Raw genomic sequence first — 22,485 nt, forward strand, 5'->3', positions numbered from 1 at the left:
TTCAGGAGAGGGTTGGGGAGAGGGATGCGACGTCGCCGGAAACACCTGGAGCCCTCACCCTGCCCTCTCCCGCACGGGAGAGGGGACCCGCGTTTCTCTCGGAAGCCTCTTTGCGGCTTCGAACGGATGACACCATGGACTTCGATTTCAGCGGCGAGCAGAACCTGTTGCGCGACAGCGTCGAGCGCTTCTGCGCCGACGGCTACCCGTCGCTGGAGGCGCGCCAGGCCCGGACCCGCGAGCCTCTGGGGTTCTCCGAGCCGAGCTGGGGCAAGCTCGCCGAGCTCGGCGTCTGCGGCCTGCCCTTCTCCGAGGAGGATGGCGGGTTCGGCGGCGGCGCCGTCGAGACGATGATCGTGATGGAGGCGATCGGCCGGAACCTCGCGGTCGAGCCGTTCTTCGCCAGCGGCGTTCTCGGCTCCACTGCGATCCGGCTCGGCGCCGATTCGGCCCAGAAGGCGCGCTGGCTCCCTGGGATCGTGGAGGGTTCGACCCGCCTCGCCCTCTCCCAGACCGAGCGGCAGTCCCGCTACGACCTTCACGATGTCGCGACCAGGGCCCGCCGGGACGGCTCGGGTTTCGTGCTCGACGGGCAGAAGAGCGTCGTGCTGAACGCCGATTCCGCCGGCTTGATCGTCGTCAGCGCCCGGGTCTCGGGCGAGCGCCGCGACCCGCACGGGATCGGCCTGTTCGTGGTGCCGGCCGATGCGCCGGGCGTCACCATCGAGGCCTATCCGACCCAGGATGGCGGCCGGGCCGCGGAGGTGACCTTCGCCGGCGTGACCGTCGATGGCGGCGACGTGCTCGGCGATCCCGAGGGCGGCCTGCCGCTGCTGGTGCGCGTCGCCGAGCACGGGATCGCGGCGCTGGCGGCCGAGGCCCTCGGCTCGATGTCGGCGCTGCATGCGCTGACCGTCGATTACCTCAAGACGCGCAAGCAGTTCGGCGTCACGGTCGGCAGCTTCCAGGCGCTGCAGCACCGGGCGGTCGACATGCTGATCGCCCTCGAGCAGGCGCGCTCCATGGCGATCTACGGGGCGATGATGGTCGAGGCCGGTGACGCGGCCGAGCGTGCCGCCGCCCTGTCGGCGGTGAAGGTGCAGGTCAACAAGGCGTGCCGCTTCCTCGGCCAGGAGGCCGTCCAGCTCCACGGCGGCATCGGCATGACCATGGAGTACATCGGCGCGCACCACTTCAAGCGCCTGGCGATGATCGAGTACCAGCTCGGCGACACGCCCTACCACCTGCGCCGCGTCGCCGACGACGGCGGCCTGATCGCGGCCTGACGCGATCCGAGGACCCGGGCACGCGCTAATCGGCAGCCGCGTGGATCCCCATGAACAGCGGGCGCACGAAGATCTCGGCCGCATCGGCGCCGGCGACGTCGCACCAGCGGTCGAGGTCGGAGGCGGCGTCGATCATGCTGCTCACGACCTGCGCGGCGATCGACGGGTCGACGGCGCGGATCGAGCCGTCGGCGATGCCGTCGCCGATCGGGAAGGCCAGGCGCTCCCACAGGCGGCGCATGGTCAGCGGGATCTCGGCGCGCAGGGTGTCCGGCAGGGCGCCGACGGCGGTGCAGCGCAGGAGCGGCCCGCCCTCGGAGACCTGGTGGCGCATCAGCGCGCGGGCGCAGGCGGTGATCCGCGCCCAGCCGGTGCCGCCGGCCGCCTCGGCCGCCTCCTGCTCCCGGCGCAGGATGGCGAAGGTGCGCGCGAAGCACTGGGCGATCAGGTCGTCCTTGTTGTCGTTGTGGTGATAGAACGAGCCCTTGGTGACGCTGAGCCGCGCCGAGATCTTCTCCACCGAGGCGCCGCGATAGCCTTCCTCGTTGATCAGCGCCGTCGCCGCCCGCAGGAACGGCTCGGTCGGGTCGCCCTGGGCCGTGATCGGGTCCGGTGCGTCGCCGCTCCAGCGGCTCTCCGGGCTGGCCAGGCCGTGCAGCAGGAGATCGGCGATCCGCGCCCCGACGCGGGGGTAATCCGCCGCCTCGTAGCGGTCGATCCAGGCGCGGACCGTGTGCACCACCGAGACGACGAGGTGCGTCCGTGCCCGCAACGCGTCGCGGTCGAGGCCCGGGAAGGCGGCCTCGGGGAAGAACGCGGCGCGCGCCTGCCGGAAGAAGGCGTTGTAGGCGGCGTAGACCGCCGCGCTCTGCGGCTCGGGCAGCGCGCGCATGTCGGTCAGCCGGACCTGAGGCGCCCGCGCCCCGATCTCGATCGCCGCGAGGTCGCGGAAGTAGGCGGCCAGGAACGCGGAGAGGCGCTCTGCCGGGTCGGCGAGCGCCGCCGTCTCGGCGAGCAGCGCCTCGTGCCACGCGATCGTGCTGACGTAGCAGGCGGCCGCGAGGTCCTCCTTGCGGCGGTAATAGTAGGTGATGCTGTTGGGCATCAGCCCGACGCTGCCGCCGACGTCGTTGAGCGCCGTGCCGCGGATGCCGCGGGCATTGAAGTGCCGTGCCGCCGCATCGAGGATCGCCCCGCGCTTGAGGGCATAGCGTTTGGTCTGCCCGGCCGCGGGCCTGCCTCCGTCGATCATCTCAGCGGTTGAGCATGGCGGCGCACGAACTGACAAGCGCCGCGCCGTCAAACGTGGTACTGCGAAGACACAGGCCGACGGCTTCGTACTTTTAGACGGTTGCGGTGGGTGCGCGCCCGTCTGATCCTGACCGCATGATGATGCAGCACGAAGCGGCGTATCAGCCCCATCCCGAAGCCGCGACCGCCCGCCTGTCGGGCCGGTCGCGCACGAGTGCCCGCCCCATGCTGTACGACGCGTTCGAGATGCAGTGCGACCTGGCCCAGCAGACGCGGGCCTGGGGGCGCGTGCTGCACGATGCGGTCTCGCCCTGGACCGCCTTCGGCGATCCGGTGAACTGGATGTCGGCCGGCGCCCGCATGATGATGCGCGCCGGACTGACCTTCGTGCGCCCGTCCTTCGGCATCGAGGCGGTGACGGTCGGCAACCGCGAGGTCTCGGTGGTCGAGGAGCCGGTCCTCGTCACGCCGTTCGGCACCCTGCTGCGCTTTCGCAAGGACATCGATTCCGAGCAGCCGAAGGTGCTGGTCGTGGCCCCGCTCTCGGGCCATTTCGCGACGCTGCTGCGCAGCACGGTGAAGACCCTGCTGCCCGACCACGACGTCTACATCACCGACTGGCACAACGCCCGCGACGTGCCGCTCTCGGACGGCGCGTTCGGGTTCGACGACTATGTCGGCCACCTCGTGCAGTTCCTCGGGGCGATGGGCGGCCCCGCGCACGTGCTTGCGGTCTGCCAGCCGACCGTCCAGGCGCTCGCCGCCGCCGCGGTGATGGCGGAATCGAAGGATGCGGCCACGCCCCGCAGCATGACGCTGATGGCCGGCCCGGTGGATTGCCGGATCAGCCCGACCTCGGTGAACGCGCTCGCCACCTCGAAGCCGATCGAGTGGTTCGAGAAGAACTTGATCGCCACCGTGCCGCGGCGCCACAAGGGCGCCGGCCGCCGGGTCTATCCCGGCTTCGTCCAGGTCTCGGCCTTCGTCTCGATGAACACCAAGCGCCACGTCCAGGGCCATGCGGACCTGTTCTGGCACATGGCCAACGGCGAGGTCGAGAAGGCCGACGCGATCGCCGGGTTCTACGACGAGTACTTCGCCGTGCTCGACCTCGCGGCGGAGTTCTACATCGAGACCGTGAAGACGGTGTTCCAGGACTACACCCTGGCCAAGAACGAGCTGACCTATCGCGGCAACCGGATCGACATGCGCGCGATCCGCAAGACCGCGCTGATGACGGTCGAGGGCGAGCGCGACGACATCTGCGCCGTCGGCCAGACCATGGCGGCGCACGACCTCTGTACCGGCCTGCCCCCGCACATGCGCAGCCACCACCTCCAGGCCGGCGTCGGCCATTACGGGGTGTTCTCGGGCCGCAAGTGGGAGGGGCAGACCTACCCGCTGGTGCGCAACTTCATCCAGTCGCACAACTGAGGACAGCCGCCCCGCCCTGAGCGGATTTGACCCGCACGCGCACGATGCGCACCATGCTAGCTTGCCTGCACGAACGTGCTGGTTCGAGGGCGGCGAGGCGATTGCGGGCGTGAGCAGTAACGATCCGAAGCGATCCGGCACCGCCGCACGGCTCGACCGGCTGGTGACGCGCTCCAACGCCGCCGGCCTGTGGGAGCGGGCCTGGCCGGTGCTGTGGCGCGGCCTCGGCGTCGTCCTGGCCTTCCTCGCCGTCTCCTGGCTCGGCCTTTGGCTCGATCTCTCCGCCACCTGGCGCATCGTCGGCCTCGTCGCCTTCGGTGCCGCGCTGGTCACCGTGCTCGCCCCGCTCGCTCGGCTGCGCCGGTCGGACCGGCGCGCCGCGCTCGCCCGCATCGACCGCGAGGCGGCGGCGCGCGACGCGACGCTGGTTCACGCCCCGGCCTCGACGATCGAGGACACGCTCGCCGTCGGCACCACCGATCCCGATACGCGGGCGCTCTGGGCCCTGCATCAGGCGCGCGCGGCGAGCGCCGTCGCGATGCTGCGCGTCGGCCGGCCGCGGCCCGGCATGCCGCGCCACGACCCGTTCGCGCTGCGCGCCGGCCTCGTGGTCGCGGCGGTGGCGAGCCTGTTCGTCGCCGGCCCGGAATGGCGCGAGCGCCTCGGCAGCGCCTTCGACTGGCGCGAAGCCGTTTCGGCCGGCCCGAACTACCGCATCGACGGCTGGATCGACCCGCCGCTCTACACCCGGCTTCCGCCGCTCGCGGTCGCGATGTCTGGCGGCGAGCAGCGCCTGCGCGTGCCGGTGAATTCACAGCTGATCGTGCGCATCGCCGGCGAGAGCCCGGCGCAGATTGTGCTGACGCCGAATGCCGGGCTCAAGGCCGTGCCCGGCAAGGAGCCGCGACCCGACCTGCGCGAGGACCGATTCCAGATCGTCGGGCCGACGGCCGAGCTCACCATCGCCGCGCCGGGGCACACCCAGCGCCTGATCGTCGAGGCGATCCCCGACACCCCGCCCGAGGTCCACGCGGTCGGCGGCCCGGAGGTGAACGGGCGTGGCACCTTCAACCTGAGCTACCGCGCCAAGGACGATTACGGCATCGCCTCGGCCGAGGGGATCGTCGAGCCGCTGGAGGGGACGCGCTCGCTTGTGCCGCCGCCGCGCATCGCCCTGGCGCTGCCGGGCGATGCGAGCGGCGAGACCGACACCAAGACGCTCGTGGACCTGACCGACAACCCATGGTCGGGCGCGAAGGTGCGCTTCACCTATCTCGTCAAGGACGAGGCCGGCCAGGAGGGCCGCACGCCGACGATCGAGATGGTGCTGCCCGCCCGCCCCTTCCGCGATCCGCTGGCGCGGGCGCTGGCCGAGGAGCGCCGTCGCCTCGTGGTGACGCCGGACGAGGGCCGCGCCCGCGTGCAGATGGCGCTCGACGGACTGCTCGTCGCGCCCGAGATGTTCACGCCGCAGCCGGGGGTGTTCCTCGGCCTGAAGACCGCGGCGCGGCGCCTGCGGACGGCCGGCAACGATGCCGCGCTCACCGAGGTCGCGGACCTGCTTTGGGAGATGGCCCTCAAGATCGAGGACGGCGACCTTTCCGACGCCGAGAAGAAGCTCCGGCAGGCGCAGGACCGGCTCAAGGAGGCGATCGAGAAGAACGCGCCCGACGACGAGATCCAGCGCCTGACCCAGGACCTCAAGCAGGCCCTCGACAAGTTCATGAAGCAGCTGGCCGAGAAGCAGAGCAAGCAGCCGCGCGAGCAGGGCTCGCGCGACAAGCAGGGCCAGCCATCGAAGAGCGTGACGCCGGACGACCTCGACAAGATGCTCAAAGACATGGCCGAGGCGATGAAGCGCGGCGACACGGCCGAGGCGCAGCGCCTGATGGAGCAGCTGCGCAACATCCTGGAGAACCTGCAGAGCGCCGAGCAGGGCGGCAAGTCCGACCCGACCGCCCGCGAGATGCAGAAGCAGATGAAAGAGCTCGACCAGATGGCCCGCGAGCAGCAGGGCCTGCGCGACGAGACCTTCAAGGAAGGCCAGGAGAAGCCCGGCGGCGAGCAGGGCCAGCGTCCGCCGAGCCGCGGTCAGCCGGGGCAGAAGCCCGGGCAGAAGGGGCAGCAGAGCCCCGGCCAGCAGGGCCAGGGCCAGCAAGGTCAAGGCGAGCAGGGGCAGCAGGGCCAGGGTCAGCAAGGTAAGGGCGGGCAAGGCCAGCAGGGCGGCGTCGGCGAGCGCCAGCAGGCGCTGCGCCAGCGCCTGCAGGACCTGCAGAACCGCATGAAGGAGAACGGCATGAAGGGCGAGGAAGGCCTTTCGGATGCCGAGGATGCGATGCGCGAGGCCGAGAACGCGCTGAAGGACGGCCAGGACGGCGACGCGGTCGACGCGCAGGGCCGCGCCCTCGACGGGCTCAAGCGCGGTGCCGACGGCATGCAGCAGCAGATGCAGGAATCGGCCGAAGCCGAGGGCGAGGGCCAGGGCGACAAGCCCGACGGCGAGCAGCCCGGCCACCAGGGACAGGCCGGTGCCAAGGACGACGACCCGCTCGGCCGCCCGACCCGCGGGCGCGACATGAGCGACGGCCGCGTGCGCGTGCCGACCGCCGACGAATCGGCGGTGCAACGGGCGCGCCGGATCATGGAGGAGCTGCGGCGCAAGCTCGGCGACCCGACTCGCTCGCAGGAGGAGCTCGACTACTTCGAGCGCCTGCTGCGCCGGAACTGAGCCGAGGCGCGTCCCGCGTCGCATCGCCCCTGCCGTTCGCCCGGCGAAGCGCCTACAAGGGCGGAATCGCTCGCAGTCGAGATCGTCCGTCCATGTCCGGCAACTCCGTCGTCCTCGTCGCCTGCCTCGCGGTCGCGGTCATCCTCCTCCTCGGCCTCGCCAACATGATGCGCGGGGGCGACGCCAACCTGTCCCAGCGCCTGATGCGCCTGCGCGTGCTGCTGCAGTTCGTGGCGATTCTGGTGATCATGGGCGTGGCCTGGTGGCGCTCGGCCTGATGGATCGGGGCGGCCCGGGACTGTGACCGCCGGGCCGCACCGGGGCGCATTCGAGCGCGGGCCGGATGAAACGGCGCCCCCGGCAGGCCGGCCCATGCTAGGAATTCCGGGTTCAACCGGATCCGCCCCGCATGAAGTCCTCCTCGCATCGTCTCGTCGCCGGCGCTCTCGCCCTCGCGATCGCCTCGCCCGTCGCGGCAGCCGATCTCGGGTACGCGCCGCGGCCCGCGGCCTACGCGCCGCCGGTGCAGCCCCTCAGCATCGTCTCGGAAGTCCGGATCGGCGGAGCCGTGCAGGATCCCGGCAGCGCCGAGGGCAAGCTCCCGGGCTTCGAGAAGCAGAACGTCAACGGCGAGATCCTGTTCTCGAAGCCGCTGGTGAGCGCCGATCCGTTCTGGCAGGCCTTCGTGCCGCGCCCGACGGTGGGCGGCAGCTACAACACCGGCGGCCGGACCAGCTACGCCTATCTCGGCGCGACCTGGTCGGTCGACCTCTTCCCCGAGACCTTCGACCGCCGCGTCTTCATCGACGGCTTCTTCGGCGGCGCCGCGCATAACGGCTATACCGGCCCGAAGGCGCTCGCCCCGTACGGCTTCAACTCGCTCGGCTGCTCGCCGCTGTTCCGCGAGGCCGCGGCGCTCGGCTTCCGCATCACCGAGCATTGGAGCATCATGGCGACCGTCGAACACATGTCGAATGCCGGCCTGTGCGGCGAGAACCGCGGCCTGACCAACTTCGGCGGCAAGCTCGGCTACACCTTCTGATCTGCAAGCTCGGCTATATCTTCTGATCTGAAAGCGTCGGCGCACCCGTGGTCACCCTCAACCGCATCTACACCCGCACCGGCGACAAGGGCACCACCGCCCTGGCCGACGGCCAGCGCCGGTCGAAGGCGGACCTGCGGGTCGAGACCTACGGCACCGTCGACGAGACCAACGCCTGCGTCGGCCTCGCCCGCCAGCACGCCGAGCCGCGCATCGACGCGATGCTCGGCGCGATCCAGAACGACCTGTTCGATCTCGGGGCCGACCTTGCGACGCCCCCGAGCGACGCGCCGCCGGCCTACGAGCCCCTGCGGATCGTCGCCTCGCAGGTGGCGCGGCTCGAAGCCGACATCGACGCGCTTAACGCCAACATCGCGCCGCTGAAGTCCTTCGTGCTGCCCGGCGGCTCGCCGGCCGCCGCCGCGCTCCACCTCGCCCGCACCGTCAGCCGCCGGGCCGAGCGGCTCGCCGTCGCGCTTGCGGCGACCGAGGGCGAGATCGTCTCGCCCGAGGCGCTGAAGTACCTCAACCGCCTGTCGGACTTCCTGTTCGTGGCGAGCCGCGCGGCCAACGCCGACGGCGCCGACGACGTGCTCTGGGTGCCCGGCAAGAACCGCTAGGGCGGGCCCGGGCCGATCCGCGCCCGCCGCCGTACCGCAGATCCGAATTCCCTTCGCCGACCGTCCGCGGCTTTTCGAAAGCGCGTGCGCGCGCCGCGTTGACAAGGCGGAAATGTGGCCGTTACGGTCCGCGCCCTGTGCGAGCCGCCTGCGAAGGCGCTCCGAAATTCGCCGATCACAACAATCCGGCCGCGGAGGAAGTAGACCGCCATGAAGGTTCTGGTGCCCGTCAAGCGGGTCGTCGATTACAACGTCAAGATCCGCGTCAAGGCCGACGGCTCCGGGGTCGAGCTCGCCAACGTCAAGATGTCGATGAACCCCTTCGACGAGATCGCCGTCGAGGAGGCGATCCGCCTGAAGGAGAAGGGCAAGGTCACCGAGATCGTGGCAGTGTCGATCGGCCCGCAGCAGGCCCAGGAGACGCTTCGCACCGCGCTCGCCATGGGCGCCGACCGCGCGATCCTGGTGAAGACCGACACGGTCTGCGAGCCGCTGGCAGTGGCCAAGATCCTGAAGGCGATCGTCGAGAAGGAGAACCCGGAGCTGGTGATCCTCGGCAAGCAGGCGATCGACGACGATTCGAACCAGACCGGCCAGATGCTCGCGGCGCTGCTCGGCTGGCCGCAGGGCACCTTCGCCTTCAAGATCGAGGCCGGCGAGGGCAGCCTCGACGTGACCCGCGAGGTCGACGGGGGCCTGCAGACGGTGTCGCTCAAGCTCCCGGCGATCGTCACGACCGACCTGCGCCTCAACGAGCCGCGCTACGCCTCGCTGCCCAACATCATGAAGGCGAAGAAGAAGCCGCTCGAGGAGATGGCGCCCGACGCCCTCGGCATCGACGTCACCCCGAAGCTAAAGGTCCTCAAGACCGCCGAGCCGCCGGGCCGCTCGGCCGGCATCAAGGTCGGCTCGGCCGCGGAGCTCGTGCAGAAGCTGAAGACCGAGGCCAACGTCATCTAGTCCCGCAGCGCGCGCTCCCGCATCCGGTCGAGCGCGCGCCTCATCCGAGATCCGAGGTTTGAACCGATGACCACCCTCCTCCTCGTCGAGCACGGCCAGTCCGAGATCAAGGACGGCACCTTGAAGGCGCTCACCGCCGCCAAGCAGCTCGGCGCCCCCATCCACGCCCTCGTCGTCGGCGCCGGCAGCCGGGCCGCCGCCGACGCGGCGGCCAAGCTCGACGGCGTCGACAAGGTGCTGCTGGCCGAGGACGCGGCCTACGACCACGACCTCGCCGAGCCGGTCGCCGCGCTGATCGTCGCGATCGCGGAGCCCTACGACGCGATCGTGTGCTCGGCGACCACCACCGGCAAGAACATCCTGCCGCGCGTCGCCGCCCTGCTCGACGTCGCGCAGATCTCCGACATCATGGCGGTCGTGTCGCCCGACACGTTTGAGCGCCCGATCTATGCCGGCAACGCGATCCAGACCGTCCAGGCCGGCGCCGGCAAGAAGGTGATCACCGTCCGCACCGCCGCCTTCAAGGCCACCGGCGAGGGCGGAGCGGCGGCCCCCGTCGAGGCGGTGACGGCGGCGGCGCCCCCTGCCGGCGGCTCGACCTTCAAGGGCGAGGAGATCGCCAAGTCCGACCGGCCGGAGCTGGCGGCGGCCAAGAGCATCGTCTCCGGCGGTCGCTCGCTCGGCTCGGCCGACAAGTTCAAGGAGCTGATCGAGCCGCTGGCCGACTCGCTCGGCGCCGCCGTCGGCGCCTCCCGCGCCGCGGTCGATGCCGGCTACGCCCCCAACGACTGGCAGGTCGGCCAGACCGGCAAGGTGGTCGCGCCCGACCTCTACGTCGCCGTCGGCATCTCCGGCGCGATCCAGCACCTGGCCGGCATGAAGGATTCGAAGGTCATCGTCGCGATCAACAAGGACGAGGACGCGCCGATCTTCCAGGTGGCGGATTACGGGCTCGTCGGCGACCTGTTCCAGATCGTGCCGGAACTGCAGGCCGAGATCGGCAAGGCCAAGGGCAACTGAAGTCGTTCGTCGCGATCCGAAGGTCGTCGGATCGGGTCACCCGGTCGAACCCGTCGCGCGATCGCGTGCGCGACGGGTTCCACTTGGGCCGACGAAGGGTCTAAAAGAAACGCCGCACAGTCCTTCCAGCTTTCGCGTCGGATGGTGGGCCGTGCGGCGTAGGGCAGCTCGACAACCGCTTCGGTCGTCGGCGTCGGGGGCATGGATCGACAGATGGGCATCGATATCAAGCGGGTCGGCATCATCGGTGCCGGGCAGATGGGGAGCGGCATCGCTCACGTCTGCGCAGCGGCCGGCCTCGACGTTCTGCTGAACGACCGCGATCCCGACCGCCTGAACGCCGGCCTCGCCAACATCGACGGCAACCTCGCTCGCCAGGTCTCGAAGGGCACGATGGACGAGGGGCAGCGCCGCGAGGTCCGCGAGCGCATCGTCGCCGCCCGCAGCTACGACGACCTCGGCCCCTGCGACCTCGTCATCGAGGCCGCCACCGAGAACGAGGCGACCAAGCGGCAGATCTTCTCGACGCTGTGCACGTCGCTGCGGCCCGATGCGCTGATCGCCACCAACACGTCCTCGATCTCGATCACCCGGCTCGCCGCCTCGACCGACCGGCCGGAGCGCTTCATCGGCATCCACTTCATGAACCCGGTGCCGGTGATGCAGCTCGTCGAGCTGATCCGCGGCATCGCCACGGAGGACCCGACCTACGAGTCGGCCAAGGCGTTCATCGCAAAGCTCGGCAAGACCTCGACGATGTCGGAGGATTTTCCGGCCTTCATCGTCAACCGCATCCTGCTGCCGATGATCAATGAGGCGATCTACACGCTCTACGAGGGCGTCGGCTCGGTCGAATCGATCGACACCGCGATGCGGCTCGGCGCGAACCACCCGATGGGCCCGCTGCAGCTCGCCGACTTCATCGGCCTCGATACCTGCCTGTCGGTAATGCAGGTGCTCTACGAGGGTCTGGCGGATTCGAAGTACCGGCCGTGCCCGCTGCTGGTGAAGTACGTCGAGGCCGGCTGGCTCGGCCGCAAGGTCAAGCGCGGCTTCTACGATTATCGCGGCGAGACGCCGGTCCCGACCCGCTGAGCGCGGGCCGGGTCGCTTTCATCGCCTACTTGGGCTGGTTGCCGTTGGCGCTCGGCTGGGCCGGCTGCGGGTAGGTCGGGTTGCCGGCCGGAACGGCGCCGGTGTTGCTCGACGCCGGCGCGTTGCTCGAGCCCGTCACCGACCCGGTGATCTCCTTGCGCGACGCGTCCTGGCTCTGGCTGGCATAGTCCTTCGGCGCGTTGGCTCCGTTCCACGTCAGCAGGCCGATCGTGGCGACCGCGAGCAGCACGAGGCTGCCGACCAGCACCCACAGCACCGACTTGCCGCGCTCGCCCTGGCGCGCGTTCTGATTGGGAAGCTTCTCGACCATTCCAAGGACCTCACCGATACGCCGTCAGGGCGTCGCCGCGTGCCGAAGGGCGGCACGCGTTCTCGACCCGGCAAACGCCGGTCCGTCGCCGGGGGTTCCTCCCGATACGGCCGCGCTCGGCCTCAGCGGCCGGTGACGAGCAGGATCTTGCCGAGGTGGGCGCTCGACTCCATCAGAGCATGCGCCTTCTGCGCCTCTTCCAGGGGGAAGGTCGCGTGGATCACCGGGCGGATGCGGCCGGTATCGAGCTCCGGCCACACGTCGCGGCGGAGCCCGTCGGCGATTTCCGCCTTCTCGGCGTTCGGACGCGGCCGCAGCGTGGCGCCGGTGAAGGTGAGCCGCTTGATCATGATCGGCGTGATGTTGAGCGCCTCGACCTTGTTGCCGCCCATCAGGGCGATCAGCACGAGGCGACCCTCGATCGCGAGCGAGGCGAGGTTCTTGGCGAGGTAGCTCGCACCGATCATGTCGAGGATGACGTCGACGCCCTTGCCGTCGGTCAGCCGCTGGACCTCCTCGGCGAAGTCGGCCTCGCGGTAGTTGATCGCGGCGTCCGCGCCGAGCGACTCGCAGAACGCGCACTTCTCGGCCGAGCCGGCCGTCGTCAGCACGCGGGCACCGAGGTGTTTGGCGATCTGGATCGCCGTTGAGCCGATGCCGCTCGATCCGCCATGGACGAGGAAGGTCTCGCCCGCGGCGAGCCGCCCGCGCTGCACCACGTTGGAATAGACCGTGAAGAACGTCTCGGGGATGCCGCCGGCATCGACGAGCGACAGCACCTCGGGCTTCGGCAGGCAATGCCCGGCCTCCGCCACCGCGAACTCGGCGTAGCCGCCGCTGATCACCAGCGCGCAGACCTCGTCGCCGAGGGACAGGCCGGACACGCCCTCGCCGAGCGCCGCGATGCGGCCCGCGACCTCGAGGCCCGGCACCGCGGTGGCGCCCTTCGGCGGCGGATACTTGCCGCCGCGCTGCATCACGTCCGGACGGTTGACGCCGGCCGACACCACCTCGATCAGCACCTGTCCCGGCCCGGCCTTCGGCAGCGGCACCGTCTCGATGCTGATCACCTCGGGGCCGCCGGCTCCGTTGAAGCAGACCTGGCGCATGGTCTCGGGCAGCGTCGTCGTCATCGGGCGGTCTCCTCGCGAGGGTTCGCCCCTAGTTGCCGCCGGACGCTCCGTTGGCAAGCCCGGGTCCAAAGCCGGCGCGTCTCAGCGGGTGCCGTACATCCGGTCGCCGGCATCGCCCAGGCCCGGCACGATGTAGCTGTGGTCGTTGAGATGGCTGTCGATCGCCGCGGTCCAGATCGGCACGTCGGGGTGAGCGGCCTGAAGCCGGGCGACGCCCTCCGGCGCGGCGAGCAGGCAGACGAAGCGCAGGTCCTGCGCGCCGCGAGCCTTCAGCCGCGTCAGCGCGGCGATGGCGGAATTCGCGGTGGCGAGCATCGGGTCGAGCACCAGCACCGTGCGATCGGCGAGGTCCGACGGCGCCTTGAAGTAGTACTCGACCGCCTCGAGCGTCTCCGGGTCGCGGTAGAGCCCGACATGCGCGACGCGAGCCGAGGGCAGCAGCGACAGCATCCCATCGAGGAAGCCGACGCCAGCCCGCAGGATCGGGGCGAGGACCAGCTTCTTGCCCTGGATCTGGCGCCCCTCCATCGTCTGGATCGGCGTCTCGATCGTCACCGGCTCCAGCGGCAGGTCGCGCGTCACTTCATAAGCGAGCAGCATCCCGATCTCGTTGAGCAGGTTGCGGAAACCCTGCGTCGAGCGGTTCTTGTCGCGCAGGAGCGTCAGCTTGTGCTGGACGAGGGGGTGGTCGACCACCGTGACCGTTGCCTGGCTCATCCTGTCCTCCCGACGCGTGCCCTCCCGCTTTGCCGAACGGCGATCCCGGGCGCAACGCGAACCCCACGAAAAAGGGCCTTCCGCTCGCACGGAAGGCCCTCGATCTCGTCGGTCGCGCGTCGGGATCAGGCGGTGAAGGACTTGTCGTTCCCGTCGGCGCGGCGCTTGGCCATGAAGGCGTCGAACTGGTCGCGATCCTTGGCGCGCTTTAGCTCCTCGACGAACTCGGCGAAGGCGCGGCTTTCCTCCTGCAGGGCGCGGCGCTGGGCGTCGAGCCGGTCGAGCTCGGCCTTGCGATACTCCTCGAAGGCCCAGTTGCCGGTGGTTCCGCGGCGGTTCGAGGCCTCGAATGCGCGGGCGAAGCGCGAGGCTCGGGCGGTGCCGCCCTCCCAGCCCGCGGCGCCGCGCTTGGCGTAGTCGCGCAGTTCCCCGAGGGCCGGATACCCGGCGATCTTCCACGCCACCAGGGCGAGGCCGACGGGCCACCAGTAGATGAAGCTCACTACGATCGCGCCGATCTCGATCGAGCGGCGCGGAAACGGGCCGCAGCGGCTGACCTTGCCGCTCGCCCAGGGGGAGGAAGTGGAAGTGCTCACGGTAAGGCTCCGCTGTTCATGTGAACAGCGTTAACATGCGGGCGGCCCGCAGGCCTTTCAAGGGGTGCGACGCGCGATGTGCATCACCCCGGCTTGCCCGCCCCGGCGCCGTGGACGAGGGCGAGCACGCCGGCGCGCAGAAGCTCGTACTTGTCGGGAATGCCCGGCCCCTTCGGTAGGTGTCCCGCCGCCGCGAGGGTCGCCAGCCCGTGCGAGAGCGCCCAGACCTCCAGCGCGATGAAGCGCGGGGCGACGCCGCCGAACCCGTCGGGGAAGGTCGCCTGCAACGCCTCGACCAGGAGGTCGAACGGGCTCGGGCGCGGCCCGGCCTCGTTCGGGGCGTGGACGCCGCGGGTCTCGAAGATCGCCGCGTAGTAGCCCGGCTCCTCCTCCGCGAAGGCGAGGTAGGCCTCCCCCATCCGGGTGAAGCGCTCCAGCGGGGTGCCGCGGGCGGTGAGCGCGCGCGCCAGCCGCTCGGCCAGATCCGCGAAGCCGCGCCCGGCGAGTTCCTCGAGCAACGCCTCGCGGCCGCGGAAATGCCGGTAGAGCGCGGCCGGGGTGACGCCGACGAGGCGGGCGGCGTCGACCAGGGTGAAGCCGCCGATGCCGCGCTCGGCGATGAAGCGGCGCGCGGCCTCGATCAGCGCCTCCTTCAGGTTGCCGTGGTGGTAGCCACGTCGATCAGCGGGTCCGTCTCGCCAGGGTCGCACCGGGTACTCCTCACCTGCACCCCGGACGCGGGCGCGCGACGTTTACGAGCGAGCGTCGCGTTTGTTTCGGCGATCGTGCGAGCTTACCAGAAATCCGGCTTTCCCCGACATCGTTGCGTCTACCAGTCGACGATGCTCGCAGGCATGAGGCTTGACAGCCACGCCCGATGCAACAGTGTTTCATCCGGTGATCGGCAGGGCTCGGGATGCCGTGCGGCCCCCTCGGCGCGGAACGGAGAATCGCGAGCATGGCCTTCGTCAGCCTGAAGGCGTGGCGGGCGCGCTCGGCCGAGCAGGCTCAGCGCGCCAAGCTTCTGAAGGTCGCATGCTCGGATGCCCTCGGGCTCGGCCCGGAGGATGCGATCACCGTCAACGAGATCGCCTGTGCCGACCCCGGTTGCCCGGACATCGAGACCGTGGTGCTGGTGATGCGCGCCGGCGAGCCGACGCGGGCGATCCGCATCCGCGCGCCGATGGATGCGGTCGGCGAGGCCGAGCTCGAGCGGCTCGTCGCGGACGAGCGGGTGCTCCGCAAGCCGAACGCATCTTAGGCGCAACCCTGCCGGCAGCTCGGCACGACGCGCGGCGCACTATGTTTTGACCGAAAAAATTCGGCAATCTCCTCTATAAGTCTATCGTGACGGCGGTGCCATCAAGAGCACCGATGCAACGAACGAAGAGATTACGAGGAAACGCCATGCGCCACATCATCCGAAAGACCGTCGTCGGCCTCGCCGTCGCGTTGCCCGTGCTGGCCTCGGCCGGCGTCGCCTTCGCGGCGGCCGGCGACGGCGACGCCGAGCGCGCGGCACGCTGGCAGGAGCTGCAGAAGCAGGTGTTCGGCGACCGAAAGGTCGAGCCCGGCAAGCTTGTGTCGATCGACATGCCGGTGCGCGCCGAGGACGCCGCCCTGGTCCCGGTGACGCTCACCGTCGCCGACAAGGACCAGGTGAAGGGGCTGTACCTCATCATCGACGACAACCCGGCACCGCTCGCCGCCCATGTCGACTTCGGGCCGGCCGGCGACCCGGCGCAGCTGAAGATGCGGGTGCGGGTCAACACCTATTCCAACGTCCACGCCGTGGCCGAGACCAAGGACGGGCGCCTCGTCGCGTCCGAGATCTTCGTGAAGGCATCGGGCGGCTGCTCGGCGCCGATGGGGATGACCGACGCGGACGCGATGAAGGGCATGGGCGACATGCGGATGAAGTTCTCCGACCTCACCGCCGACAAGGCGATGCCGGCGACGCTGATGATCCGCCACCCGAACTTTTCCGGCATGCAGATGAACCAAGTTTCGCGCGAGTACACGCCCGCCCGCTACCTCGACCGGATCAGCGTCAGCCAGGGCGCGCGCAACGTCTTCACGCTGGAAGGCGACATCTCGATCTCGTCGAACCCGGTGATCGGCTTCGAGATGCGCCCCGAGGGCAGCGCGCCGATCACGGTCGCGGCCACCGACAGCCAGGGCGGCACGTTCGACCACACCTTCCCGGTGCCGGCCGTCAGCAACTGATCGACGACGACGCGCCCGGCCCGAGCGGGCCGGGCTTTCGCCAACCGGGGATCCGACGCTCATGACACGCCGCCGTACGCTCATCGCCCTCCTCGCCCTCGCGCCGCTGGCCTTCGCCCAGGCGCAGGCCGGGGAGATGAAGCCCTATTCGCAGGAGGCGTTCGACGCCGCGCAGAAGGCCGGCAAGCCGATCCTCGTCGAGGTCAGCGCGCCGTGGTGCCCGATCTGCAAGACGCAGAAGCCGATCCTGGCCAAGCTCAGCGCCGACCCGCGCTTCAAGGACCTGCAGATCTTCGACATCGACTTCGACAGCCAGAAGGACCTGCTGCGCAAGCTCGACGTCCGCATGCAGAGCACGCTGATCGCCTACAAGGGCGCCGTCGAGACCGGCCGCTCGGTCGGCGAGACGCAGCCCGAATGGATCGAGGGGCTGGTCGAGAAGACCCTCTAGGCCGAACGCGATGCTCGTCAGCCTCGGCCTCGCGCTGCTCGCCGGACTGCTCTCGACGCTCTCGCCCTGCGTGCTGCCGCTGCTGCCGCTGGTGCTCGGGGCGGCGGCGTCCGAGCATCGCTACGGGCCGGCGGCGCTGGCGGGCGGGCTGGCCCTGTCGTTCGTGGCGATCGGCCTGTTCGTCGCCACGATCGGCTTCGGTCTCGGGCTCGACGGCGACGTGTTCCGCCGCGTCGCCGCGATCCTGCTGATCCTCGTCGGGATCGTCCTGCTGGTGCCGTCGGCGCAGACGCGCCTCGCGGTCGCCGCCGGGCCGGTCGCGAACTGGACCGAGGCGCGCTTCGGCGGGTTCTCCGCCACCGGCCTGTGGGGCCAGTTCGGCGTCGGGCTGCTGCTTGGCGCCGTCTGGAGCCCCTGCGTCGGCCCGACGCTCGGCGCCGCCTCGATCCTGGCCGCGCAGGGACGCGACCTCGGGGCGGTGGGCCTGACGATGCTGGTCTTCGGCCTCGGCGCGGCCCTGCCGCTCCTGATCCTCGGCGCCCTCTCGCGATCCGTCCTAATGCGCTGGCGCGACCGGTTGATGCGGGCCGGCAAGGGAATGAAGGCGGCGCTCGGGCTCATCCTCGTCGCCACCGGGCTGGTGATCGTGCTCGGCGCCGACAAGCGGATCGAGGCGGTGCTGGTCGACGCCTCGCCGGATTGGCTGAACGCGCTGACGACGCGCTACTGAACGCGCCGCCTCAACGCTTGAAGAACGCGTCCGCGGCGCCGAGCGCCGCCTGCTTGGCCGTCCGGGCCGCCTCGAGCCGCCGGATCTCGTCCTGCAGCAGCGCGATCCGGTGATCGATCTCGTCCACCGACAGGGTGTCGAGCCCCTGCCCGATCTCGTGGTGCACCGGGCGCTTTACCCGCTCGTCGTCGTCCCGCATCGCACAACTCCTCACAAGGCCGGCGTCCCGGCGCCGGGCGGCAGGCCGAGATGGCGGGCGACGGTGGCGCCGATGTCGGAGAACGTCGCGCGCCGCCCGAGCGAGCCCGGCGCGATCCCCGGGCCGAAGGCCAGGACCGGCACCTGCTCGCGGGTGTGCTCGGTGCCGTGCCAGGTCGGGTCGTTGCCGTGGTCGGCGGTGACGAGGCAGAGGTCGCCCGGGCGAAGCGTCGCCAGGATGTCGGGAACGCGGGCGTCGAACCCTTCCAGCTCGGCGGCGTAGCCCGGCACGTCGCGGCGGTGGCCGTGCTCGCTGTCGAAGTCGACGAGGTTGGCGAAGACCAGCCCGCCATCGGCGAGGCTTCCGAGCGCATCGAGCGCGGCGTCGAGGCACGCCATGTTGGCGCCCGGCTTGATCTCGCGGCCGGTGGCCCGGTGGGCGAAGATGTCGCCGATCTTGCCGACGCTGACCACGTCGCGGCCCGCGGCCTGGAGGCGATCGAGCAGGGTGTCGGCCGGCGGCGCGACGGAGAAGTCGCGGCGGTGGCTCGTCCGGCGAAAGCCTGCCTCGGCCGTCCCGGCGAAGGGCCGGGCGATCACCCGGCCGATCCGGTAGGCGTCGCAGAGCTCGCGCGCGATCCGGCACAGGTCGTAGAGGCGCTCCAGGCCGAAGGCGTCCTCGTGGGCCGCGATCTGGAAGACGCTGTCGGCGGACGTGTAGCAGATCGGCCTGCCGGTCCGGACGTGCTCGGCGCCGAGCGCATCGATGATCGCGATGCCGGAGGCGTGGCGGTCGCCGAGGATGCCCGGCAGGTCCCCCAGCCGGATCAGGTCGCGCGTCAGCGCCTCGGGAAAGGCCGGCCGCGTATCCGGGAAGTATCCCCACGGTTCGCGCATGGCGAGGCCGGCGATCTCCCAATGCCCGGACGGCGTGTCCTTGCCGGCCGCGGTCTCGACGGCGTGGCCCCAGGCGCCCGCGAGCGCGCCGGGCGGCGCGAGCCCCGGCGGCATCCGACCCGTCGCGGCCTCGCAGGCGAGGCCGAGGCCGAGGGCGGCCAGATGCGGCAGGCGCAACGGGCCGGAACGTAGGCCGGTACGGTCGCCCCGCCCCGCGGCGCAGGCCTCGGCGATGTGGCCGACCGTGTCGGAGCCGGCGTCGCCGTAGCGTTCGGCGTCCGGGGCGCCGCCGATGCCGACGGAATCGAGGACGATGAGCAGTGCCCGCGCCATCGTCCTAGACCGGCTCGACGTCGGCGACCGTGTCGCTCTTCAGCGCGAAGGCCGCCGAGAACAGGGTGCGGGTGTACGCGGTCTTCGGCCGGGAGAAGATCTCATCGGCCGGTCCCTCTTCCACCACCACGCCGTTCTGCATCACCAGCACGTAGTTCGCGAGCGCGCGCACCACCTTGAGGTCGTGGCTGATGAAGAGGTAGGCGAGGCCGCGGGTGCGCTGCAGGTCGCGCAGCAAGGTCACGATCTGCGACTGCACCGAGCGGTCGAGCGCGGAGGTCGGCTCGTCGAGGACGACGAAGCGGGGGTCGAGCACCATCGCCCGGGCGATGGCGATGCGCTGGCGCTGGCCGCCGGAGAACTCGTGCGGGTAGCGGTCCATCGCCGCCGGATCGAGCCCGACATCGGTCAGCGCCTGCGCGACGATGGCGCGATGCTCGCGCTTCGGCACGCCCTGCACCACCAGCCCCTCGGCGACGATGTCAGCCACCGACATCCGCGGCGAGAGCGAGCCGTAGGGGTCCTGGAAGACCACCTGCATGTCCTTGCGCAGGGGCCGCATCGCCGCGACGCCGTAGGTCTCGATGTCGCGGCCGAGGAAGACGATCGGCCCCTCCGACGCCGTCAGCCGCAGCAGCGCGAGGCCCAACGTGGTCTTGCCCGAGCCGGATTCGCCGACGACGCCGACGGTCTCGCCGGCACGGACCCGCAGGGCGACGCCGTCGACCGCCTTGACGTAGCCGGCGGTGCGCCGGAGCCAGCCCTCCTTCAGCGGAAACCACACCTTCAGCGGGCCGGCCTCGACCAGCGCCTCGGCATCCGCCGCGACCGGGTTGCCCCGGCCCTTCGGCTCGGAGGCGATCAGGCGCTGCGTGTACGCGTGCTGCGGGTCGGCGAACACCGCGGCGACCGGGCCGGCCTCGACGATCCGACCGTTCAGCATCACGCAGACCCGCGCGGCGATGCGCTCGACGATGCCGAGGTCGTGGGTGATGAACAGCATCGCCATGCCGAGCCGCTTCTGCAGGTCGGCCAGCAGCGAGAGGATCTGCGCCTGCACCGTCACGTCGAGCGCCGTGGTCGGCTCGTCGGCGACGAGCAGATCCGGCTCGCAGGCGAGCGCCATCGCGATCATCACCCGCTGGCGCTGGCCGCCGGACAATTCGTGCGGATAGGCGCCCATGCGGCGCGCGGCATCGCGCAGGCCGACCAGCTCCAGCAATTCGAGGATGCGCGCCCGCGCCGCCTTGCCGGACAGGCCGCGGTGCAATCCCAGAACCTCGCCGATCTGCCGCTCGATGGTGTGGAGCGGGTTCAGCGAGGTCATCGGCTCCTGGAACACCATGGTGATGTCGGCGCCGCGGACCTTGCGCATCGCGCGCTCCGGCAGGGCGAGCAGGTCGCGCCCCTTGAACACGATCCGCCCGCCCGGATGGTGGGCGGCGCCGTCGAGGAGCCGCAGGATCGAGAGCGCGGTGACCGACTTGCCCGATCCCGACTCGCCGACCAGCGCCACGGTCTCGCCCGGCAGGATCGTGAACGACACGCCATTGACGGCGCGGCTCTCGCCTTCGCGCGATCGGAAGGCGACCGAGAGATCCTCGACGGAAAGCAGCGGCTCGGGCATCAATCGCGTTCGTTCCGGGGCAGGTGCGGTCTCTATAGCGCGGCGGCGGCCCGACGGCGAACCACCCGGGGGCCAACAGGGGGCGGCATGTCGGCAGAGACCTTCGCGGCGACGATCCGTGCGGCGCTGGGCAGCGCGCCGGGCACCGAGGCGTTGACGATCACCGGGACGGGGACCCTGCCTTCGGCCTTTCCGGTCACCGACCTCGCCGCCGGCTCCGTTGCCGCGGCGGGGCTGGCGATCGCCGACCTCGTCGGCACCGTCGGCGCGACGCCGGCCGTCTTGGTCGACCGCCGCCTCGCCTCGCTGTGGTTCCGCACCTCGCTCCGCCCGATCGGATGGACGTTGCCGGACCTGTGGGACCCGGTGGCGGGCGACTACCGCACCCGCGACGGCTGGATCCGGCTCCACACCAATGCGCCGCATCACCGCGCGGCGGCCGAGCGCGTGCTCGGCGCGCAAGCCGACCGCGCGGGCATGGCGGCCGCCGTCGCCGGCTGGGACAAATCCGATCTGGAGGCGGCGATCGTGGCGGAGGGCGGCTGCACGGCCGAGATGCGCTCGGTTGAGGCCTGGGCCGCGCATCCGCAGGGGGCGGCGGTCGCGGCCGAGCCGCTCGTCGCCTTCGATCCCGGCGCGGCCGCCCGCTCCGATTGGAAGCCCGAACCCGCGCGGCCGCTCGCGGGCCTGCGCGTCCTCGATCTGACGCGGGTGCTCGCCGGGCCGGTGGCGACCCGGTTCCTGGCCGGCTTCGGCGCCGAGGTCCTGCGGATCGACCCGCTGGGCTGGAACGAGCCCGGCGTCGAGGCGGACGTGACGCTGGGCAAGCGATGCGCCCGGCTCGACCTTCGCCGCGAGGTCGACCGCAACCGGTTCGAGGCGCTGCTCACCGGCGCCGACATCCTCGTGCACGGCTACCGGCCCGAAGCGCTCGACCGCCTCGGCTACGGCGCCGCGGCACGGCGTGCCCTCTCGCCCGGGCTGATCGACGTTAGCCTCGACGCCTACGGCTGGACCGGCCCCTGGGCCGGACGCCGCGGCTTCGACAGCCTGGTGCAGATGAGCTGCGGCATCGCCGAGGCCGGGCAGGCGTGGCGGAACGCCGACCGGCCGGTGCCTCTGCCCGTCCAGGCCCTCGACCACGCCACCGGCTACCTTCTGGCCGCCGCCGCGATCCGCCTCCTTGAGCGACGTTTGCGCGACGGGCGTGCCGGCGCGGCGCGCCTTTCGCTGGCCCGGACGGCACGGCTGCTCCTCGACGCCGAGCGGACGGGCTCGATGGAGGCGTTCGCGCCGGAAACCGACGACGACTTCGATGCCGGCGTCGAGGCGATGCCGTGGGGCCCGGCCCATCGCCTGCGCCCGCCCCTGGCGGCCGCCGGCGCGCCGGTCCGATGGTCCCTCCCCGCGCGCCGCCTCGGGACCGACCGCCCCGCCTGGACGTGATGCGGCGGATTGATCGCCGGTTGCAGGGCGCTAGAACGGTGCATGTGGGATGGATCGGTCTTGCAGCGCACGGCGCCCGCGACCGCAAGGGGCACGATCGCGAGGCATGACCGTTCCCATTCGTGGCGTGAGGTGTTTGCAGATAGCCCCTCGTTCAGCACGCTTCCCTCCCCCCTCTGCGGGGGAGGGTGGCCCGAGCAGCGGGTCGGGAGAGGGGAGCGCCGCATCCGGCACTGTCGCTCGCCTCTCCCGACCCTCGTCTCAGCCGTGGCCCACCTCCCCCCGCACCCACGTCGTGCCTGCCCGACTTGGGCAACCAAGTTGCGGCGACCGGGCACGGCCTAGATACGTCGGCGTCGGGGGG

General features: G+C 71.1%; 23 protein-coding genes. 14 read left to right on the plus strand and 9 right to left on the minus strand.

The genetic code is table 11. The annotated features are described in order from the left end of the window. The first annotated feature begins 134 nt into the window (after positions 1 to 134). Positions 135 to 1,286: an acyl-CoA dehydrogenase family protein gene (locus MKK60_RS19670; RefSeq protein WP_243988272.1), complete on the plus strand. Its 1,152-nt coding sequence runs from the start codon at positions 135 to 137 to the stop codon at positions 1,284 to 1,286. Positions 1,287 to 1,311: 25 nt separating this feature from the next. Here MKK60_RS19670 and MKK60_RS19675 read toward each other — a convergent pair whose 3' ends face one another. Further along, positions 1,312 to 2,538, minus strand: coding sequence for a TetR/AcrR family transcriptional regulator (locus tag MKK60_RS19675; protein WP_243988273.1), 1,227 nt, complete (start codon positions 2,536 to 2,538; stop codon positions 1,312 to 1,314). Between the two features lie 224 nt (positions 2,539 to 2,762). Here MKK60_RS19675 and MKK60_RS19680 point away from each other — a divergent pair, with 224 nt between their 5' ends. From MKK60_RS19680 to MKK60_RS19715, 8 genes are all read left to right on the plus strand, one after another. Next, complete coding sequence (locus MKK60_RS19680; RefSeq protein WP_243988274.1) at positions 2,763 to 3,971, plus strand: polyhydroxyalkanoate depolymerase; 1,209 nt, start codon at positions 2,763 to 2,765, stop codon at positions 3,969 to 3,971. A gap of 109 nt (positions 3,972 to 4,080) precedes the next feature. After that, positions 4,081 to 6,699: a TIGR02302 family protein gene (locus MKK60_RS19685; RefSeq protein WP_243988275.1), complete on the plus strand. Its 2,619-nt coding sequence runs from the start codon at positions 4,081 to 4,083 to the stop codon at positions 6,697 to 6,699. A gap of 92 nt (positions 6,700 to 6,791) precedes the next feature. Beyond that, positions 6,792 to 6,977: a twin transmembrane helix small protein gene (locus MKK60_RS19690; protein ID WP_147728507.1), complete on the plus strand. Its 186-nt coding sequence runs from the start codon at positions 6,792 to 6,794 to the stop codon at positions 6,975 to 6,977. A 131-nt stretch (positions 6,978 to 7,108) separates the two neighbouring features. Further along, complete coding sequence (locus MKK60_RS19695) at positions 7,109 to 7,741, plus strand: acyloxyacyl hydrolase (protein ID WP_147728508.1); 633 nt, start codon at positions 7,109 to 7,111, stop codon at positions 7,739 to 7,741. Between the two features lie 47 nt (positions 7,742 to 7,788). Next, positions 7,789 to 8,361: a cob(I)yrinic acid a,c-diamide adenosyltransferase gene (locus tag MKK60_RS19700; RefSeq protein ID WP_147728509.1), complete on the plus strand. Its 573-nt coding sequence runs from the start codon at positions 7,789 to 7,791 to the stop codon at positions 8,359 to 8,361. Between the two features lie 210 nt (positions 8,362 to 8,571). After that, on the plus strand, positions 8,572 to 9,321 hold the full coding sequence (locus MKK60_RS19705) for an electron transfer flavoprotein subunit beta/FixA family protein (RefSeq protein ID WP_243988276.1): 750 nt from the start codon (positions 8,572 to 8,574) through the stop codon (positions 9,319 to 9,321). Positions 9,322 to 9,387: 66 nt separating this feature from the next. After that, positions 9,388 to 10,341: an electron transfer flavoprotein subunit alpha/FixB family protein gene (locus MKK60_RS19710; protein WP_147858070.1), complete on the plus strand. Its 954-nt coding sequence runs from the start codon at positions 9,388 to 9,390 to the stop codon at positions 10,339 to 10,341. Between the two features lie 213 nt (positions 10,342 to 10,554). Next, complete coding sequence (locus MKK60_RS19715; RefSeq protein WP_243988277.1) at positions 10,555 to 11,436, plus strand: 3-hydroxybutyryl-CoA dehydrogenase; 882 nt, start codon at positions 10,555 to 10,557, stop codon at positions 11,434 to 11,436. 25 nt (positions 11,437 to 11,461) lie between these two features. On the opposite strand, the gene MKK60_RS19720 is transcribed toward MKK60_RS19715, so the two are convergent. From MKK60_RS19720 to MKK60_RS19740, 5 genes are all read right to left on the minus strand, one after another. Continuing rightward, positions 11,462 to 11,767, minus strand: coding sequence for a hypothetical protein (locus MKK60_RS19720; protein ID WP_243935416.1), 306 nt, complete (start codon positions 11,765 to 11,767; stop codon positions 11,462 to 11,464). 122 nt (positions 11,768 to 11,889) lie between these two features. Then, entirely contained in the window at positions 11,890 to 12,900 is a 1,011-nt protein-coding gene (locus tag MKK60_RS19725) for an NAD(P)H-quinone oxidoreductase (protein WP_243988278.1), read from the minus strand. 81 nt (positions 12,901 to 12,981) lie between these two features. Beyond that, a complete protein-coding gene (gene upp / locus MKK60_RS19730; protein WP_147727477.1) occupies positions 12,982 to 13,617 on the minus strand; it encodes a uracil phosphoribosyltransferase in 636 nt (211 codons plus the stop codon). 125 nt (positions 13,618 to 13,742) lie between these two features. Further along, positions 13,743 to 14,213, minus strand: coding sequence for a DUF2852 domain-containing protein (locus MKK60_RS19735; protein WP_243988279.1), 471 nt, complete (start codon positions 14,211 to 14,213; stop codon positions 13,743 to 13,745). Positions 14,214 to 14,296: 83 nt separating this feature from the next. Beyond that, positions 14,297 to 14,923, minus strand: coding sequence for a TetR/AcrR family transcriptional regulator (locus MKK60_RS19740; RefSeq protein WP_147727475.1), 627 nt, complete (start codon positions 14,921 to 14,923; stop codon positions 14,297 to 14,299). 248 nt (positions 14,924 to 15,171) lie between these two features. On the opposite strand from MKK60_RS19740, the gene MKK60_RS19745 reads away from it, so the two are divergent. The 4 genes from MKK60_RS19745 to MKK60_RS19760 all read left to right on the plus strand — a co-directional run bounded on the left by MKK60_RS19745 (position 15,172) and on the right by MKK60_RS19760 (position 17,620). Further along, positions 15,172 to 15,474, plus strand: a complete 303-nt coding sequence (locus tag MKK60_RS19745; protein WP_243935412.1) for a hypothetical protein — start codon at positions 15,172 to 15,174, stop codon at positions 15,472 to 15,474. 146 nt (positions 15,475 to 15,620) lie between these two features. Further along, positions 15,621 to 16,439, plus strand: a complete 819-nt coding sequence (locus MKK60_RS19750) for a quinoprotein dehydrogenase-associated SoxYZ-like carrier (RefSeq protein WP_243949606.1) — start codon at positions 15,621 to 15,623, stop codon at positions 16,437 to 16,439. 61 nt (positions 16,440 to 16,500) lie between these two features. Beyond that, positions 16,501 to 16,890 carry a thioredoxin family protein gene (locus MKK60_RS19755; protein ID WP_147727472.1) on the plus strand — a complete coding sequence of 130 codons (390 nt, stop codon included), beginning with the start codon at positions 16,501 to 16,503 and terminating at the stop codon, positions 16,888 to 16,890. Positions 16,891 to 16,900: 10 nt separating this feature from the next. Further along, the gene (locus MKK60_RS19760; RefSeq protein WP_243988280.1) at positions 16,901 to 17,620 is read left to right on the plus strand and encodes a cytochrome c biogenesis CcdA family protein; all 720 of its coding nucleotides are present in this window, start codon (positions 16,901 to 16,903) and stop codon (positions 17,618 to 17,620) included. A gap of 10 nt (positions 17,621 to 17,630) precedes the next feature. Here the strand turns inward: MKK60_RS19760 and MKK60_RS19765 are convergent, their stop codons facing one another. From MKK60_RS19765 to MKK60_RS19775, 3 genes are read right to left on the minus strand one after another with little or no spacing between them, the layout of a single operon-like run. Continuing rightward, positions 17,631 to 17,819, minus strand: a complete 189-nt coding sequence (locus MKK60_RS19765) for a DUF1192 domain-containing protein (RefSeq protein ID WP_147842954.1) — start codon at positions 17,817 to 17,819, stop codon at positions 17,631 to 17,633. Positions 17,820 to 17,830: 11 nt separating this feature from the next. Further along, the gene (locus tag MKK60_RS19770) at positions 17,831 to 19,048 is read right to left on the minus strand and encodes a phosphopentomutase (RefSeq protein WP_243988281.1); all 1,218 of its coding nucleotides are present in this window, start codon (positions 19,046 to 19,048) and stop codon (positions 17,831 to 17,833) included. A 4-nt stretch (positions 19,049 to 19,052) separates the two neighbouring features. Next, positions 19,053 to 20,675, minus strand: coding sequence for an ABC transporter ATP-binding protein (locus MKK60_RS19775; RefSeq protein ID WP_243988282.1), 1,623 nt, complete (start codon positions 20,673 to 20,675; stop codon positions 19,053 to 19,055). Between the two features lie 87 nt (positions 20,676 to 20,762). On the opposite strand from MKK60_RS19775, the gene MKK60_RS19780 reads away from it, so the two are divergent. Further along, positions 20,763 to 22,121: a CoA transferase gene (locus tag MKK60_RS19780; protein WP_243988283.1), complete on the plus strand. Its 1,359-nt coding sequence runs from the start codon at positions 20,763 to 20,765 to the stop codon at positions 22,119 to 22,121. Positions 22,122 to 22,485 lie beyond the last annotated feature (364 nt).

Origin of the sequence: Methylobacterium sp. J-092, from assembly GCF_022829325.1 — a bacterium.
In the GTDB taxonomy this organism is placed as follows: domain Bacteria; phylum Pseudomonadota; class Alphaproteobacteria; order Rhizobiales; family Beijerinckiaceae; genus Methylobacterium.

Coding starts and splice junctions, on each gene's coding strand:
- MKK60_RS19670 (WP_243988272.1), top strand. CDS start 135: ATGGACTTCGATTTCAGCGGCGAGCAGAACCTGTTGCGCGACAGCGTC.
- MKK60_RS19675 (WP_243988273.1), bottom strand. CDS start 2,538: ATGATCGACGGAGGCAGGCCCGCGGCCGGGCAGACCAAACGCTATGCC.
- MKK60_RS19680 (WP_243988274.1), top strand. CDS start 2,763: ATGCTGTACGACGCGTTCGAGATGCAGTGCGACCTGGCCCAGCAGACG.
- MKK60_RS19690 (WP_147728507.1), top strand. CDS start 6,792: ATGTCCGGCAACTCCGTCGTCCTCGTCGCCTGCCTCGCGGTCGCGGTC.
- MKK60_RS19695 (WP_147728508.1), top strand. CDS start 7,109: ATGAAGTCCTCCTCGCATCGTCTCGTCGCCGGCGCTCTCGCCCTCGCG.
- MKK60_RS19705 (WP_243988276.1), top strand. CDS start 8,572: ATGAAGGTTCTGGTGCCCGTCAAGCGGGTCGTCGATTACAACGTCAAG.
- MKK60_RS19710 (WP_147858070.1), top strand. CDS start 9,388: ATGACCACCCTCCTCCTCGTCGAGCACGGCCAGTCCGAGATCAAGGAC.
- MKK60_RS19715 (WP_243988277.1), top strand. CDS start 10,555: ATGGGCATCGATATCAAGCGGGTCGGCATCATCGGTGCCGGGCAGATG.
- MKK60_RS19720 (WP_243935416.1), bottom strand. CDS start 11,767: ATGGTCGAGAAGCTTCCCAATCAGAACGCGCGCCAGGGCGAGCGCGGC.
- MKK60_RS19725 (WP_243988278.1), bottom strand. CDS start 12,900: ATGACGACGACGCTGCCCGAGACCATGCGCCAGGTCTGCTTCAACGGA.
- upp (WP_147727477.1), bottom strand. CDS start 13,617: ATGAGCCAGGCAACGGTCACGGTGGTCGACCACCCCCTCGTCCAGCAC.
- MKK60_RS19745 (WP_243935412.1), top strand. CDS start 15,172: ATGGCCTTCGTCAGCCTGAAGGCGTGGCGGGCGCGCTCGGCCGAGCAG.
- MKK60_RS19750 (WP_243949606.1), top strand. CDS start 15,621: ATGCGCCACATCATCCGAAAGACCGTCGTCGGCCTCGCCGTCGCGTTG.
- MKK60_RS19755 (WP_147727472.1), top strand. CDS start 16,501: ATGACACGCCGCCGTACGCTCATCGCCCTCCTCGCCCTCGCGCCGCTG.
- MKK60_RS19760 (WP_243988280.1), top strand. CDS start 16,901: ATGCTCGTCAGCCTCGGCCTCGCGCTGCTCGCCGGACTGCTCTCGACG.
- MKK60_RS19765 (WP_147842954.1), bottom strand. CDS start 17,819: ATGCGGGACGACGACGAGCGGGTAAAGCGCCCGGTGCACCACGAGATC.
- MKK60_RS19770 (WP_243988281.1), bottom strand. CDS start 19,048: ATGGCGCGGGCACTGCTCATCGTCCTCGATTCCGTCGGCATCGGCGGC.
- MKK60_RS19775 (WP_243988282.1), bottom strand. CDS start 20,675: ATGCCCGAGCCGCTGCTTTCCGTCGAGGATCTCTCGGTCGCCTTCCGA.
- MKK60_RS19780 (WP_243988283.1), top strand. CDS start 20,763: ATGTCGGCAGAGACCTTCGCGGCGACGATCCGTGCGGCGCTGGGCAGC.